Source organism: Sphingomonas sp. Tas61C01 (assembly GCF_052567495.1).
On record NZ_CP199583.1, the window covers coordinates 1,581,442 to 1,597,541 of the forward strand.

At 69.7% G+C, this 16,100-nt stretch carries 14 protein-coding genes; 9 read left to right on the top strand and 5 right to left on the bottom strand.

All coding sequences use genetic code 11. The annotated features are described in order from the left end of the window. Positions 1-34 precede the first annotated feature (34 nt). From ACT009_RS07495 to ACT009_RS07505, 3 genes are read right to left on the bottom strand one after another with little or no spacing between them, the layout of a single operon-like run. Entirely contained in the window at positions 35-940 is a 906-nt protein-coding gene (locus ACT009_RS07495; protein ID WP_445193710.1) for a flagellin, read from the bottom strand. Between the two features lie 9 nt (positions 941-949). After that, the gene (locus ACT009_RS07500) at positions 950-3,049 is read right to left on the bottom strand and encodes a FlgK family flagellar hook-associated protein (protein WP_445193711.1); all 2,100 of its coding nucleotides are present in this window, start codon (positions 3,047-3,049) and stop codon (positions 950-952) included. A gap of 47 nt (positions 3,050-3,096) precedes the next feature. Continuing rightward, positions 3,097-4,410: a flagellar hook protein FlgE gene (locus ACT009_RS07505; protein WP_445193712.1), complete on the bottom strand. Its 1,314-nt coding sequence runs from the start codon at positions 4,408-4,410 to the stop codon at positions 3,097-3,099. A gap of 301 nt (positions 4,411-4,711) precedes the next feature. On the opposite strand from ACT009_RS07505, the gene ACT009_RS07510 reads away from it, so the two are divergent. The 7 genes from ACT009_RS07510 to ACT009_RS07540 all read left to right on the top strand — a co-directional run bounded on the left by ACT009_RS07510 (position 4,712) and on the right by ACT009_RS07540 (position 10,777). Next, on the top strand, positions 4,712-5,119 hold the full coding sequence (locus ACT009_RS07510; RefSeq protein WP_445193713.1) for a flagellar biosynthesis repressor FlbT: 408 nt from the start codon (positions 4,712-4,714) through the stop codon (positions 5,117-5,119). Beyond that, complete coding sequence (gene fliI, locus ACT009_RS07515) at positions 5,116-6,465, top strand: flagellar protein export ATPase FliI (RefSeq protein ID WP_445193714.1); 1,350 nt, start codon at positions 5,116-5,118, stop codon at positions 6,463-6,465. Before ACT009_RS07510 ends, fliI begins: the two co-directional genes overlap by 4 nt. Beyond that, complete coding sequence (locus tag ACT009_RS07520) at positions 6,462-6,929, top strand: hypothetical protein (protein ID WP_445193715.1); 468 nt, start codon at positions 6,462-6,464, stop codon at positions 6,927-6,929. Before fliI ends, ACT009_RS07520 begins: the two co-directional genes overlap by 4 nt. After that, complete coding sequence (locus tag ACT009_RS07525; RefSeq protein ID WP_445193716.1) at positions 6,926-7,891, top strand: peptidoglycan-binding protein; 966 nt, start codon at positions 6,926-6,928, stop codon at positions 7,889-7,891. Before ACT009_RS07520 ends, ACT009_RS07525 begins: the two co-directional genes overlap by 4 nt. A gap of 107 nt (positions 7,892-7,998) precedes the next feature. Then, entirely contained in the window at positions 7,999-8,871 is an 873-nt protein-coding gene (locus ACT009_RS07530) for a sigma-70 family RNA polymerase sigma factor (protein ID WP_445193717.1), read from the top strand. Positions 8,872-8,985: 114 nt separating this feature from the next. Then, on the top strand, positions 8,986-9,510 hold the full coding sequence (locus ACT009_RS07535) for a hypothetical protein (protein ID WP_445193718.1): 525 nt from the start codon (positions 8,986-8,988) through the stop codon (positions 9,508-9,510). 166 nt (positions 9,511-9,676) lie between these two features. Further along, positions 9,677-10,777, top strand: a complete 1,101-nt coding sequence (locus tag ACT009_RS07540) for a helix-turn-helix domain-containing protein (RefSeq protein WP_445193719.1) — start codon at positions 9,677-9,679, stop codon at positions 10,775-10,777. Here the strand turns inward: ACT009_RS07540 and ACT009_RS07545 are convergent. Together ACT009_RS07545 and ACT009_RS07550 are read right to left on the bottom strand one after the other, a co-directional pair. Continuing rightward, positions 10,774-11,193: a flagellar biosynthesis protein FlgB gene (locus ACT009_RS07545; RefSeq protein WP_445193720.1), complete on the bottom strand. Its 420-nt coding sequence runs from the start codon at positions 11,191-11,193 to the stop codon at positions 10,774-10,776. The two genes, ACT009_RS07540 and ACT009_RS07545, sit on opposite strands and share 4 nt — an antisense overlap. Positions 11,194-11,198: 5 nt before the next feature. Then, positions 11,199-13,943: a hypothetical protein gene (locus ACT009_RS07550; RefSeq protein ID WP_445193721.1), complete on the bottom strand. Its 2,745-nt coding sequence runs from the start codon at positions 13,941-13,943 to the stop codon at positions 11,199-11,201. 107 nt (positions 13,944-14,050) lie between these two features. Here ACT009_RS07550 and ACT009_RS07555 point away from each other — a divergent pair, with 107 nt between their 5' ends. Next, positions 14,051-15,085: a flagellar motor switch protein FliG gene (locus ACT009_RS07555; RefSeq protein ID WP_445193722.1), complete on the top strand. Its 1,035-nt coding sequence runs from the start codon at positions 14,051-14,053 to the stop codon at positions 15,083-15,085. A 10-nt stretch (positions 15,086-15,095) separates the two neighbouring features. Continuing rightward, positions 15,096-15,749 carry a FliH/SctL family protein gene (locus ACT009_RS07560; RefSeq protein WP_445193723.1) on the top strand — a complete coding sequence of 218 codons (654 nt, stop codon included), beginning with the start codon at positions 15,096-15,098 and terminating at the stop codon, positions 15,747-15,749. The last annotated feature ends 351 nt before the right edge of the window (positions 15,750-16,100 follow it).

Sequence of the window (16,100 nt, forward strand, 5' to 3'; positions counted from 1 at the left end):
ACGGGCGGGCCGGGCCGGGTGTTCCGGGCAGCGATCAGTCGAGATAGTTGGCGAGGCTCATCCGGGTGATCTGGACGAACACCGACGAACTCACGTCGAGCAACTGCTTCTGCGTCTCGAGGTCGATCGACAGCTGGCCGTAATCGACGCCCTCGTTCTTCGCGATGATGCTGCTCAGCAGCACCTTGCGATCGTCGGCGCGTGCCGCGAGCGTTTCGACCTGCGCCTGGCGCGCCCCGTTGGCGCTGCCGACCGCGCGGACCTGCGGCGTCGCGACGTCCAACTGGTCGACCGCCGCCTTCATCGCGGCGAGCTGCGCCGCGGTCGGCGTGTCGCCGATCGGACCGGCTTCCGCCAGCGTGCGGAACACCGCCAGCATGTCGCTGCCGATGTCGCTCGCGGTCAGCCCATAGGTCACGTCGATGCCGTCGCCGACCCGCGCCACGCTGCGCACGTCGTCGTTGGCGAAAGCGGTCGCGGCGGTCGCGCCGACGGTGTCCGCCAGCGTGGCGAGCCGGAAGGGCGGCGCGTCGACCTGCGCGCCGCCGAACATCGCCTTGCCCTCCGACGTGCTGTTCAGCGCCAACCGGTACTGCGCGAATGCGGCCTCCGCCACCTGTTGCAGGCCGGGCGACTTGCTCGTCCCGATCGCGGTGACCAGGCTGGCGCGAAGATCGGTCGCGGCCGTATCGACCTGCGAGATGCTGGCGTCGTAGAGCGCCAGCGTCGTGCCGATCTGGCGCGCGGTATCGCCCTGCGCTTCCTGCGCGGCGAGCAGGCTGCGGGTCGACAGCGTCCGCACCGCGTCGGTGCCGAGCCCGGCGATGTCGTTGACCTGCTTGCCCGTCGCGAGCCGCTGCTGCGTGGTGACGAGATCCTGCTGCGACTTCTGCAGCGCCGAGCGCATCGTCTGTTGGAACGGGATGGTGGCCACGCGCATAGCTTGTCCTTATCTGATCATGGCGAGCAGGGTATCGTACATGTCGGTCGCGGTGGTGACGACGCGCGCCGCGGCGGCGTAGCTGTTCTGGAGCACGACCATCTGCGCGAGCTCCTCCTCGATATTGACCCCCGACACGCTGTCGCGGCGCGCGATGGCGTCGTCACGACGGGTGGTGAATTCGACCATCTTGTCGTTGGCGCGCGCCGCCGCCGCTCCGGTCTCGCCGAGTATCGTGGCGGTGAAGCGCGCGATCGAGCTCGCTCCCTCGCGGCCGAAATCCGCGGTGCCGGCGAGCATGTCGACATAGCCGGATGCGCCGCGGCGGTCGCCCGAACCAAGCGCCTTCTGCCCGATCGCGACGTTCTGTAGCCGGGCGAGCGGCAGCTTCGACGGATCGGCAGCGAGATCGGGGCGCACCGCCGCGGTCGCCAGGTCGCTGGCGCCGCCGGTCAGCCCGACGATCGAGGCGAAGCGACGGCCGGTGCCGGCGCGCTCGGTGGAGTCCGACAGCACCGACAGGCTCGCGCCGATGTTGCCGCTGACGGGGGTGAAATCGAGCCGGCCGTTCGCATCGAGCGCGAAGCTACCGCCGCGCGACAAGGGACTGGCGTTGAGCTCGTCGACCAGATCACCATAGGTCGAGCCGCCCGACCCGGTCAGCGTGTAGCGCGACATGAGGTTGCCGAGCGGATCGCGCAGCGCGATCTCGACCCCCTGCCCCGCTGCGAAGCCGTGCGCGTCCGCGGCGGCGAAGCCCGACGGCACCAGCGCGCTCGAATCGCTGCGCACCAGATCGTTGAGCCCGAAATACTGCGAGAAGCCGACCCCGGCGCGCGCGCTGGGTGAGCCTTCGTCCTGCGCGACGACGACACCGGTGCCGGCGCCCGACGCGGCGATCGTCAGCTTGCCGGCGACGAAGCTGGCGCTGCCGGCGCTGCCCAGCCCGGCGTTGATCGCGGCGATCGCATCGCCCACCGTTGCCGACGCGCCGAGCGCGGAGAAGTCGACGCGGGTCGAGGCGACCAGCGTGCCGTCCTTACGGGTCACCGCGAAGGTCGCGGCGCCGGTGAAGCCGAGCCGGTCGGTCGCCGCCAGCGCGGTCGCGCGGCCGTCGAGCGTCGCTGGGGCCGGCACCGCGGTGTTGGCGTTCGCCGCCGCGTTGAGCGTCTGCGCGAGGCCACCGTACAAGGACCCCAGCCGCTCGCTGAACGCGGGCAGCTGCCGGTCGCGCAGGTCGAGCAGGCCGCCGAGCTTGCCGCCGATCGAGGGGCTGTCGAGCGCCTGCCCGGTCGCGGCGCCGATCCTGCCCTGCCGATCCGCGAAGCGCACCTCGATCGCCTGGTAGATCGGCTGCGAGATGCCGACCTTGCTGCCCGAATAGTCGAGCTGGCGCAGCCGCTGGTCGAGCAGCGGGATGCCGTTGCTGGTGTCGATCTCGATGCGGCCGTCGGGCTGCGACCGCGTGGTGATGCCGATCAGCCCGCCGAGTTCCTGGAGCACCGCGCCGCGCTGGTCCTCGGGCGCCGCGGTGGTGCGGCTGAGCCCTGCCATGCTCGCGATCGTATCGTTGAGGTCGCTGACGCTCATCAGCAGCGAATTGATCCGGGTGATGCTCGCGCCGACCTCGCTCTCGACATCGGCGCGCAAGCCATCGGTGTCGCCGGCGAGCTGCTGGAGCGAATCGATCGCGTCGGTGACGGTGCCGACGAACGCGATGTTGGTCTGGGTGCCGCCCGATGCGGCGGTCAGCGCCTGCGCCGACGACGCCAGCGCGTCGATCCGCGCCGACATGCCCGATTCCGCGCCGTTCGCGCCGAAATAGGATTGCAGCCGGTCAAGGTAGCTGGCGTTGACCTCCGCCCGCCCGGCATCCCCCGCCCGCGTGATGACCGCGCCTTCCAGGAAGCGATCGACGACGCGTTCGGTCTCGCCGATCACCACGCCGAAGATTTGCCCGCCGCCGCTGACGCCGGGCTCCAGCGACACGCGCTGGCGCGAATAGCCCGGCGTGTTGACATTCGCGATGTTGTTCGCGACCGTCCGCTGCCCGGCCTGTGCGGCGCTCAGCCCGGACAGTGCGCTGGTGAGGATGTCGCTGACGGACAATCCGGTATCCTTCGGTCAGAGTGTCACGGGTTCGGCGTGTCGGGCGATCAGCGCTTCAGGTTGCTGACTTCCTGCAACATGTCGTCCACCGTGGTGATGATCTTCGACGACGCGCTGTAGGCGCGCTGGAAGCGGATCATGTTGGTGAACTCCTCGGCCAGATCGGCGGTGGAGGTCTCGAGCTTCTTGGACTGGATCAGCCCGGCGCCGAGCGATCCCGGCGCGTTGATCGAGAAGGTGCCCGATTCCACCGTCGGCAGGAACGCGTTGCCCGAGATCCGCTGGACGCCATCAGGGTTGGCCACGGTTGCGATCGGCAGCTGGAACGCGGCGCGCTTGGTGCCGTCCGCGAACACCGCGCTAACGACGCCGGTGGTCGACACGTCGATCGACGCGACGCTCCCGAGAACGCCGCCATCGGCGAACTTCGAATAGGGCGTGGAAGGGCTGCCGAACTGGGTGAGCCCGGTCGTACCCTTGTCGGTGCCGAGCTCGATGCTGATCGGCAGCGATCCAGCATCGTTGGTCCAGGTCGGCGTGAACGCGTTAAAATAGCCCGGATCGCTGCCGGTCAGATCGAGGCTGCCATCGGCGTTGAACTTGATCTCGCCCGACGCCAGCACGCCCCTGGCGGCCGTCACGTCGCTGGCCGGCACCGCGTGGATTTCGCCGATCCAGACGTTGTCGTCCTTCTTGGCGTAGCTCAGCTGCAGCCGGTGCACACCACCCTGCTGGTCGTAGACGTCGATCGGGACACCGAACTGCGACGGCAGCGTGCCGTCGGCGAGATCGCCAGCCGTGTAGGCAGCGACTTTCACAGGATCGCTGCTTGAGGTGGTGTTCATCAAGTTGATCCGCGCCTGGATCTTGGTCGATGGCGTCGCGGTGCCGCCCAGGTCGCTGACCCGGATCGCGGTCAGCGCGTCGGTGTTGCCGGTGTTGACGTAGCCACCCTTCGCGTCGAGCGGCCAGCCCTGCAGATACAGGCCGGCGGTGTTCTTCAGATAGCCTTCCTTGTCCGGCGTGAACGATCCGGCGCGGGTCAGCTGCATCGTCTCGCCGCCGCGGGGGCTGGCGGCGGTGACGAAGAAGCCCTGCCCGGCGATGCCTAGGTCGGTCGTGCTGCCCGACGTCGCGAGCAGCCCTTGCTTGGAGATCAGCGCCTTCGCGCTCGCGACCACCGCGCCGGCGCTGTACTTGCTGCCCGACGTCGTGTCGCCGACCAGCGTGCTGAACTGGGTCTCGACGTTCTTGTAGCCGACCGTGTTGATGTTGGTGATGTTGTCGGCGACCGACGCCATCGCGTTCGACTGGGCGGACAGACCGGCGACACCGGCGGACAAGGCGGAATACAGGCTCATCGGGCTCTCCAAGGCGAAAGGCACTCACGCGCCGTCCTGGTCCTTATAGAAGGCGCGTCGGTCCGCTGGTCGCCGCGTCCGTAATTCCTCCCCGACCCGGGAGGGGGACCGTTCGCGCAGCGAATGGTGGAGGGGGCGGGCCGAGAGCACAGCGTCCGGGGAGATCCCCCTCCGTCACGGCTTCGCCGCGCCACCTCCCCGTGCCGGGGAGGAATGATCGGCGCCCGGCAAAAATTGCCGACCGATGTCCGCTATTGCGCTATGCATCCTATAAGCTCAATTATTGGATGGGAGACAGCGGGTGACACTGCGGATATCGCTCAGGGACGGCGAACAGATGATCGTCAACGGCGCTGTCCTGCGCGCCAGCGGACGGGTCGAGCTGGAGGTCGAGAACCGCGTCGCGATCCTGCGCGGTCGGGAGATCATGAACCCCACCGACGCGACCACGCCGGCGCGCCGGCTCTATCTCGCCTGCATGCTCAGCTACATCGACGAGCCCGGCCGCACGATCCACCACGACATGGTCGTGGCGCTGCTCGGCGACCTGCTCGGCGTGCTGGAATCCCCCCGCGCCCGCACCGTCTGCCTCGACTTCGCGCAGCACGTCGCGATCGGCGATTACTATCGTGCGCTCGGCAGCTGCCGCGCCCTCATCGACTATGAAGCCGCCGCGCTTGCTCGCGGCGAGAAGGAGTTCGCCCAATGAACAAGATCCACGCCTTTGCCGCCGCCGCCGCCACGCTGCGCGCGATGCCGGTCGAGGAACGCTACGGCACCGTGATCGCGGTGCGCGGATCGCTGATCGAGGTCGCGGGGCTCTCCGGCGCCGCGCAGATCGGCTCGCGCATCCGCATCGCCGCGGCGCGCACGACGATCGATGCGGAGGTCACCGGGCTCGACAACGGGGTCGCGCACTGCCTGCCGTTCAGCGAACCCCAGGGCCTGTCGTGCGGCGCCCGTGCGGTGCTCGCCGCCGGCCAGCTCACGATCCGCCCGAGCGACGCGTGGCTCGGCCGGATGGTCGACGGGCTCGGCCGCCCGATCGACGGCGGCGGCGCGTTGCCTAGCGGCATGCTCGCGCGGCCGATCCGCGCCACCCCGCCTGCCGCGGCGAGCCGCGCCCGCGTCGGCGCCAAGATCGACACCGGGGTCGCCGCGCTCGACGTGTTCGCGCCGCTCTGCGACGGCCAGCGGCTCGGCCTGTTCGCAGGGTCCGGGGTCGGCAAGTCGGTGCTGCTGTCGATGCTCGCGCGCTGGGCCGACTGCGACGTCGCGGTGATAGGCATGATCGGCGAGCGCGGCCGCGAGGTGCAGGAATTCGTCGAGGACGATCTCGGCAAGGCCGGGCTGGCGCGCTCGGTGGTGGTCGTCGCGACCTCCGACGAGCCCGCGCTGATGCGGCGCCAGGCGGCGTGGACGACGCTCGCGATCGCCGAACATTTCCGCGACCAGGGGCTGAAGGTGCTGTGCCTGATGGATTCGGTCACCCGCTTCGCGATGGCGCAGCGCGAGATCGGGCTGGCGTCCGGCGAGCCCCCCGCGACCAAGGGCTATCCGCCCACCGTCTTCGCCGAACTGCCCCGGCTGCTGGAGCGGGCCGGCCCCGGGCTGCCCGGCCAGGGATCGATCACCGGGCTGTTCACCGTGCTGGTCGACGGCGACGACCACAACGAACCCGTCGCCGACGCGGTGCGCGGGATCCTCGACGGCCATGTCGTCATCACCCGCCGCATCGCCGAGCGCGGCCGCTACCCCGCGATCGACGTGCTGAAATCGATCTCGCGCACCCTGCCCGCCTGCCACGGCGAGGACGAGAACGCGATCCGCCTCGCCGCCCGTCGCATCCTGTCGACCTATGGCGACATGGAGGAGATGGTCCGGCTCGGCGCCTACAAGGCAGGATCGAACGAGGAGGTCGACGAGGCGATCCGGCTCGCTCCGCAGATCGAGGCGCTGCTGAAGCAGGGCAAGCGCGAGCGCACGAACCCGGCCGATATCTTCGCCGCGCTCGCGGCGCTGCTGCAATCGCAACCCGCCGAAGTCGCGGCATGACCACCCCCTACGACACCGCGCTACGCCTGGCGGAGCGCAAGGTCGAACGGATCCGCCGCGCGATCGGCGACGCGGTACTCGAGCTTCAGCGGATCGATGCGCAGCACATCGCGGCGGAACGGACGCTGGAGGAGGAAAGCCTGCTGGCGATCAGCGAACCGACGCTGACCACCCAGCATTATTTCCTGCGCGCGCGCGACCACCGCGAACGGCTGCTGGTCGAGCGGGAAGAGACCCATGCGCGGCTGGAGGTGCTGCGACGGCGCGCGGTGGAATGCTACGGCTCGCTGAACGCGGTGGAAAGCGCGGCCAGTCGCTACCGCGACGCCGCCGACCAGGCTGCGGCAGCGGTCGAGCAGCGCGCGATCGACGAGGTAACCGCAGCCCGCTATGCGCGGGAGGCACAATACCGCCGCCGTGCGTGGCGACCGGCAGTCGTTATGGCGAGCGCGTCGCCGCCATGATCGACCGCGCCGCGCTGCACGCCCTGACCCCCGCCCGACGCGCCGCGCTGATCTACAGCGAGGCGCAGTCGGCGGTTTCGCGCGACCTGTGGCAGGCGGCGATGGGCAGCGGCGACGACCGCGAGACCCGCGCCGACCGCGTCGAGCGCCGCAACCCGCTCGACGCGCTGCTCGACCAATTGCAGCGCCAGCCCGACACGCCCTCGGCCGGGCCTATATCGCGCCCGGCGGTGCTGCGGCTGATGCCGCAGGACCCGCTGCCGCGCGAGGTCGATCCCGACGAAGCCGGCCGTGGGGGGCTCACCGGGCTCGGCATCAACGCTCGCCATACGCAGACCCTGCAGGACGCCGCCGCGCGCACCGGCATCCCCGCCCCCGCGCTCGCCGCGATCGTCGATGCCGAGGCCGGCAAGGCGCGCGACGGCAGCTGGCAGGTCTATTCGCGCAATCCGCGATCGAGCGCCGCGGGGCTCGGACAATTTCTCAGCCGCACCTGGGAGGGGCTGGCCGAGACCGGCGGCACCTGGCTCAACGCGCATGCCCGGGGCGAGGGCTGGCTCGGCGGCAATGGCCAGGTTCTCGCGAGCGCCCTTCCGGCGCTGCTGGCGCTGCGTTACGACGCGGTCGCATCGATCAACGGCATCGCCGATTATGCCCGCCGCAACCTCGACGGGCTGCGCCGTGCCGGCGTCGATACCGCGGGCGAGATGGGTGCCACCGCGCGACTCGCCTATCTCGGCCATCATCTGGGGCTCGGCGACGCGATCCGCTTCCTCCGCCAGGGCGGGCTCAGCCAGGCTCGCGCGCGTGTCCTGCTCGACGCGCAGGTCGGCCAGCCGGTCAGCCAGCGGCGGATCGCCGAGGTCGGCGACGCCAGCGCCGCCCACCGTAGCTGGCTGCTCGGCTATCTCGACCGCAAGGTATGCGTGGACCGCTATTCCGGATCAACGCATCTTGCATAGGATAGTTTGGAGCCGTCTGGGATATTATACCGGATGTTAACCATTGGCGGCGAAAAGGGACCTCGTTCGAACGCGATCTTCTCGCGATCGAGTTTGGGGAAACTGCCATGTCCAAGATCACTGCGGCGCTGGAAGCCGCCGTCGCCACCGTCATCCTGAACACCCCGGTGGGCGACGCTCGCCAGACCAATCGTCAGCGTGTCGAGGGCGATCGCGCCTTCGCCGCGATCCTCAAGCTGATCGCGCCGCGCATCCGCCACTTCATCCGCCAGTATGGTCTGGTCGCGCACTGGGACGACGCCGAGCAGTGCTGCGCAATCGGCGTTCACCGCGCGATCCAAGCCTATGACCCCTCCAAGGCGCAGTTCACGACCTTCGTGAACTGGCAACTGCGCGGCGAGCTGCAGGGCCTGCGCTTCCGCCTGATGACCGATCAGCGCCCGTCCGCAAAGAAGGTCGCCGCGACCACCGTGTCGCTGAGCGCCGGCGTCGGCGAGGACGACTCGCTGGAATCGATGATCGTCGATGCCGACGCGCTGGAGCGGACCGAAGCCGGCGCCGCCGCCTATCTGGCGGGGCGCACCCGGACGATGCTGATTGATCAGTATGTCGACCATCTCCGCGCGGTCGGCATGGATCAGCTCAAGCGTCGCGCCCGCGACAAGGCGGATCGCCCCGCCGATCTCTCCCAGCCGCGGCTGCGTGCGACGATGTACCCGATCGATCCGACCGAGCTCGCCGCGCTGGAGGAGAAGATCGCGCTCCACCGCGAGGCGATCGAGCGGCGCCTGTCGGACGATGTCGAAACTCCCGCGGCGTCCGCCGACGATGCGGTGCGCGAGCGGTCGCGCCAGATCGCCAAGCGGGCGGCGGGTGCGATCGCCGAGATCGCCCAGCGCACGCCGCACCTGGCAACGCCGCGCTGGCAGCGCCCGGTCGCCGCTCCTGCCGCTGCCGAGAGCCGCACCGTCTCGGCCTGATCGTGATGGCGGGAGCGTCCCTCCCGCCACTTAATTGAGCAAGAATGGAGGCACCGCCACCGCCGGCCCCTATACCGTCCTATGATGAGGGTAAGGATCTGGAAAGGTATCGGCGTGGCACCGCAACATATCGGCGAGCGATCCTTCGGGCGCGGGACGCGACTCGACCCACGCTTCCGACGCGTGGTACAGGATATCGCTACCCTTTCCTGGGGTCTGCTCGCGGTCAGCGACTCCCCCATGCTGGCGCTGGCGGTGCCGAGCGACGGCTGGCCGCTGAACCTGCCGATCCTGCTATGGGATCAACGCCTCGCCCCGCACGAACAGGGTAGCCGGGAGCTCTGCGCCTCGGCCCCCGCCGGTCCTGCGCTCGACGCGCTATGTGTCGCCGCCGACGAGCTTTTCCTGATGTTGCAGGCGGCGCAGATCTGCCCGGCGAACACCGCCGGGGTCAGCATCGTCACCGATGGCACCGGGGTCGCGCTGACCGCGGATCTGCCCGCCGCCGGCACCGCCGATGCGGGTTGGCTGCTGGCGCTGGCGGGGCAGCATGGTCGCGCTACCACCGTGCTTCCCATGGCCGATGACGGCATCTGGGCGCTGCTGCGCTGCGAAGCGGAAGGGGCTTCGATCCACTAATAGTAAGAATGCATATCGTCTGGCTCTTTCCTTTCACGCAATATCCGGTATCGGTCCACTAGGTATTTACACGTGATCGACGCGTCGTCAGGACAGGACCGTGCAGCCAATTTCATCCGACCCGACCGATATTCCACCCCGCCGTCGCCATCGCGGGCGCCGCGGCATGACCCTCGGCGCTGCCCAGACCGAAGGCTCGGCTGACGACGGTATCGTCGTCGACCCCTATCGGTCGGTGGTGTTCCCGAACCGCGTCCGCGAACAGCGGATCAGGCGCGGTCATCCGCGGCTGTTCGCCTTCGCCGCGACGATCCCGCAGATTCCCTATATCCGGCTGTCGAAGATCGAGCGCGGCGAGGTCTTCGCCCGCGCCGACGAGCTGCTCCGTATCGCTCGCGCGCTGGAGATCGCGCCGACCGAGCTGTTGCTCGACGTCGACTCGCCGTCGTTCGACATCGCCACCTGGTTCATCCCCTTCGCCGACGGCACCGCATCGGACAGCCTGGAAGAAGCCGAGTTCGCGATGCTGCTCGCCGCGGCGGTGCGCGCGCGTCGCGATGCCGACAGCCGGCTGACCGCGGCAACGATGGACCGCGATTTCGGCATCCCACCGGTGATCCTGTCGCGGGTGGAGAATGCGCAAAAGGGCCTGTCGCGCTGGAACGACCAGACCGTCGGCAATCTCTGCCGCCTGTTCGACGTCGCCGACGAGGCGGCGTTGCGCGAGCATATCCTGGGTTTCTACCGCGACGGCGGGCTCAATCGCTTCCTCGCCTCGATCACCGGCGCCGAGCAGCGCCGTGCGCGCACCCGCCAGCGGGTTGCGGCGCTCGCGATCGAGCTGCGCCAGGCGGGAGACGATCGCCAGACCCATCCGGAGGTCGAACCCTCGCGCCACGGTGCCAGGCGCACCGTGCCGGTGTTCGGCGCGCCGCTGACCGACGGGCTGATCGCGATGACCCCGACCGGCCTGCGCATCGATGCCCCCGCGATTGCCGGGGCCCGCGCGTTCGGCATGCGGGTCGGCCGGCCGACGCTCGGCGGCGGCCTGCCCGGCCAGGCGACGGTGATCGTCGATCCCGATCGCTTCCCACAGGCAGGCGGCCTCGTGCTGGTCCGCGAAGGCGACGCTTACCGGATCCTCGCGGTCGCGGTCGGCCGCGACGGCCGCATGCTCGGCTACTCCACCGCCCCCGAACACGAACTGGCGCTGGACACGCTGGAGACCGCCGACGTCGCCGCGATCGTCGCCGCGCAAATGGTTTAGCCGCCGCCCCGCCCGATCGCGGTCTTCAGCAGCGCCTGTTGCTTGCGGTAGAGGTTGGTCATCGCGGCGAAATCGGCCTGGATCTGGCCCATCTTGAGCAGCTGATCCTCGAGCGTCACGTTGTTGCCGTCGGGTTTGGTTTCGGTGACATCGTGATCGAGGATCGTCCCCGCCCCGCGCGGCCGGCGGGCGCCGAGCGCGGCCATGCCACCCGTGATCTCTACGTGCGGGCGGACCACCACAGTCTGGCCGCCGCCCGAGCCCTGCCCCGCAAGCAACGCCGAGAAATCGGGCGCAGCGACCTCGCACGCCTTGAAGCGCGGCGTTTCGCTGTTGGCGATGTTCTGCGCGACGACGCGCTGGCGTTCGGCGAGGTGCTTCATCTCGCGGGCGATCGCGGTGATGATCGTCGGCATCGCGCTCAGAACCCGTAGGAGCTGCCGGTGCCACCGGTCAGCCGGGCCAGCGCCGATTGATAATTGGCGAGCTGCGCGGATTCGATCGCGGTCGATCCGCCCTTGCGCTTCGATCCCACGGGGGTGTCGACCAGCAGCGCCTTCACGTCGTCCCAGTACAGCGAGCGATAGGCCGACTGACTGGTCGAGATCGCCTGGGTGATCCGCCCGAGCGAGGCGGCGGCATCGGCCTTGGTGCCGATCTGCATCGCGGCGCTGAGATCGAGCCCGAAATTGCCTCCCGGCCGCACCTTGGGCGCGTTCTCGTCGACCACCGGCAGCCCGGCGAAGCGCCGCGCATCGAGCCCGAGCTTGGGCAGCGCGTCCTTGCCGGTGCCGCCGGCGATCAGTTCGATCTCCTGCCCCGGCTTCAGGTCGATCCGGAGCGCGCGGCCGGGGCCGCTCGCCGGAGTCGTGACCGTCGCGGCGCGGGTGCCGATCAGGGTCCGGATCCGGTTGGCGAGGGTGGTCAGCGTCTCGCCCGCCGCGATCGTAATCTTGCGGGCCGCGCCGTTGTTGATGCGTATCGCGAATTCGTCACCCGCGCGCAGGCTGGTCTGCGCGGGCAGCGTCACCGCGTCGGTCGGGGTCAGCGTGCCGCGGTGCAGCCCGAGCGCGCCGAGCACGCTGTTGCCGCCCTGCACGCCGACCACCTGCACCGGTTCGGCAGTCGCGTCGCTTGTGCCGAACTGGCTGACGCGCCCGATCGCGCCGGTGGCGGCGTCGATCCGCGCGACGAACGCATCGACGGTGCCGTTCCGCGTGCCCGCAAATGCCCCCGCGGTGCGCCCGCCGATATAGATGTCGTCGCCGAGGATCGAGACGCTGTCGGCCTGGTCGTCGGCGCCGGAGCCGACATAGGTGACCTCGGCCCCCGCCAGCGCGGCGTCGACCCGCGCGACGAAGGCGTCTCGGTTGCCGCTGCGGGTGTTCACCTGCGCGCCCTGGAGCTGCCCGTCGGTGGCGCCCGCGACGACGATGCCGCCGTCGGCGGCGACCGCGATCGCGCGTGCGTCGGCGACGCCGAGGTCGAGCGTCGCCAGATCGGCGGTGAGATCGTCGCCGTCGATCCTGCGCAGCGTCGCCCGCCCCGCATCGCCGGTGACCGCGAGCAGCGCGCCGTCGCCCGCGACCGCCAGCGCCCTCACTCCGCCATTGCCGGCGCCGACCAGCACCCGACGCTCGGCCAGCTTGCCGTCGGCGCCGAAGCGGCTGAGCACCGCATCGCCGCCATTGGTGTCGGTTCGGCCGCCGACATAGATGGTGCCGTTCGCGCCGACCGTGACCGCGCTCGCGGTATCGACGCCGGCTGCGCGGACCAGCGTCGAGAAGCGCTCCTCGCCGAAGCTGTCGTAGCGTGCGACCAGCATGTCGCCATCGGCGACGTTGGCCCCGAAGCCGCCGGTGACGCTGCCCGCGACGACGATGCCGCCATCGGGCGCGATCGTCACCGCGGCGCCGGTCGCGATTCCGCCGGCGCCCAGCGTGCGGCGCCACACCGTCTGCCCCTCGCTGTCGAGCTTGGTGAGGTAGAGGTCGTCGCCGCCGTCGGACAGGTTGCCGCCGAAATCGCCCGACGTCGTGCCGACCACATAGCTGAACCCCAGCGCATCGGTCGCAACCGCGCCGACCGAGGTAGCGGCACCCACATCGACCGCCTTGATCTTCTTGGTGGGATCGGCGTCGGCGATCATCTTCAGCCGCTCGGTCGCGCCCTCGTCGGTCGCGGCGAAGGTCGACAGCGTCCGCCGCGTCATCTCCCCCGCGGGATCGTCGATGCGCGACACCAGCGCGGTGGTCGGCAGGCGAGTCCCGGTCGGGCCGCTGGCGGTGGTGCCGTTCGCGATCATGATCGCATCGCCCGCGCCGATCTGATCGATCGCGATCGTCTCGAAACCGCCGCGCTCGATCGTGAAGCCCCATTTGTCCCCGGTCTTGGCGGGCACGGCGGTGACCGCATAGCGCGGCACCGGCTGGCCCGCCGCATCCACCACCGGCGCCCCGTTGGCATCGAGCCGCGGGATCGCGCGGATCGCATCGTTGATCTGGGTCGACAGGCTGTCGAGCGTCGGCGGCTGCGCGCCGGCGGCGAGATCGACGACCACGCTGTCGCGGGTCGGGCCATCGGCCAGATCGATCCGGAAGCGTTCGGTGCCGGTGACGCCGGGCAGCGCCGCGAACCGGGTGGCGAGAATGCCCTCGCCCGCGATCGTGGTACGGCTCAGGGTCGACGGGGACGCGACCGCGACGGTCTGCGCCCGGTTCGCCGATCGCACGAACGACAGGTCGATCAGCGAAGACGGCGCCTTGGCCAGGAACGCTTCGAGGTCGGTCGTGCCCTTGCCGAACGCCTTTTGCAGCGACGCGCGTTCGGCGCTGCCGGTGGTCGGCTTCGCCGCGGCCTCCGCCAGCACCCGCAGCCGATCGAGCGCCTTGTAGGTGGTGAAGCTGGTCTGGATATCGGGATCGATCCCGCCGGCCGCGCGGTCGATGACGGTGCGCATCGCCTTCACCGATGCCACTGCGGTCGAGGCGGGCGCTGTGCTTGGCTTGGCGCGCCAGGGCGGCGTCACCGGATCGGTCTTGAACGCCGCACGCGCCTTGCGGACCGCCTGCGATTCGACGCTCACCGCGCTGCCGGACAGCTGCCCGAGGACGTTGTTCCGGCTCAGCAGGCTGAGCCCGATCGATGCGCTGGAAAGATTGACCACTCGTTGCTCCTCGGCACGCCCGCATGCCGTCTTCACTCCTATAATAGCATCGAGACGGTCGGATCGGGCGCGGCCCCCTTCCGAAGCCCCGGGGAGCGACGGATTCGATGAACATGGTGACCGCGATGGGCGAGCCGCCCGAGCTGAAGCGATATTCGGGCGCCCAACGCGCCGCGGCGCTGATGCTGGTGCTCGGTCGCGAACACGGCGCCTCGGTGTGGGAGCATCTCTCCACCGAGGAGGTGAAGGACCTGTCCTCCGCGATGTCGCACCTCGGCCGCGTGCCCGCCAGCGTCGCGGAACATCTGCTGGTGAGCTTTTCGGGCGAAATGGCGAGTATGAACGCGCTGCACGGCTCGTTCGAATCGACCGAACGCCTGCTCGACGGCATCCTGCCGGGCGACCGGGTCCGCGAGATCATGGAGGATATCCGCGGCCCGGCGGGCCGGACGATGTGGGACAAGCTGTCCAACGTCAACGAGGCGCTGCTCGCCGGTTACCTGAAGAACGAATATCCGCAGACCGTCGCGGTGGTGCTGTCGAAGCTGAAGCCGGATCATGCCGCGCGCGTGCTCGGCCAGCTGCCGAAAGAGGTTTCGGTCGACGTCGTCCAGCGGATGCTGCGGATGGAGACGGTGCAGAAGGAAGTGCTCACCCAGGTCGAGCAGACGCTGCGCAGCGAATTCATGAGCAACCTTTCGCGGTCCCAGCGCCGCGATCCGCACGAGGCGATGGCCGAGGTGTTCAATGCCATGGACCGCCAGACCGAGGAGGCGATGCTCGGCGCGCTGGACGAGAGCATCCCCGAATCCGCCGAACGCATCCGCGCGCTGATGTTCACCTTCGAGGATCTCGGCAGCCTGGTGCCGAGCGCGGTATCGACCATCGTCCGGCAGGCCGACAAGCGGCAGATGGCGCTGGCGCTGAAGGGCGCGCCGGGATCGATGCGGCAGCTGTTCATGAGCACGATGACCGAACGCTCGGCCAAGCTGATGCGCGAGGACATGGCGGCGATGGGCCCGGTCCGCGCACGCGATTGCGAGGAAGCCCAGAACGCGCTGGTCCGCCTCGCCAAGACGCTCGCCGACAATGGCGAGATCCTGCTCGTCGATCCCAAGAGCGACGATACGATGATCGTGTGAGGACCAGACGATGAACGCACCCTTCCGCATCCGCCGGTTCGATTTCGATCAGGTATTCGACGCCGGCAGCATGCCGCTCGGCGATGCCGACATGGCGACGCTGCGCCGGCGCGTGTCCGAACTCGAGGCCGATCTGGCGAGCGGCGACCGCGACGCGGCGATCGATGCCGCGCGCACCGCGGGGTTCGAGGCGGGGCTGGCGCAGGCGAATGCCGAACGCCAAGCTGCCTTGCTGGCCGCCACCGACGCACTGCACGCCGCGGTCGAGGAGGTCTATACGCAGCTCGACCGGATCGCCGACGAGACCGCGGTGAGCGCCGCGGAAGTCGCGCGGCTCGCCGCGGGGATGATCGCCGCGCGGATGATCGACCAGGCCCCTGCGACCGCGATCGACGAGGCGATCGGCCGCGTCCTCCGCCAAGTCGCGCGCGGGCAGGAGATCCAGGTGGTGGTCCACCCGTCGCTGGCGGGCGAGCTCGAACGGCTGGTCGCGGTGCGCCAGTCGGGCGATCGCCGGCGGCTGGGCATCACCGTCCGCGGGGACCCCGCCTGCGCGTTCGCCGACGCACACATCCATTGGGATCAGGGTGGCATGATCCTCGATGCCGCCGAGCGTACCGCCGCGGTGGAGGCGGCGCTGGCCCCGGTGTTCGCGGCGTTGTGATCGTCTAACCCCTCCTCTTTAGGAGAGGGCTATCGCCTGTGAATTGCGGCCTTGTTACACCGCTCCCGTGACCCCGAACTTGTTCCGGGGTGACGAAGATTTCGCTTTGCGACCGCAAAATGCTGCCCGACTGGACAGCCATTTTCCCTATGCGATCGTCCTCCCCTGCAAGGGGAGGTGGCAGTCCGCAGGACTGACGGAGGGGTGATGGCCTATCCGGACAGCGGGTCACCCCTCCGTCTGGCTGACGCCAGCCACCTCCCCTTGCAGGGGAGGATCTTAATCCGCGTGCTGCCACTCCCCCACCCCCCGGCAAGATTTACCGCCCGGCAGAACCTGCCGCCTCGCCGC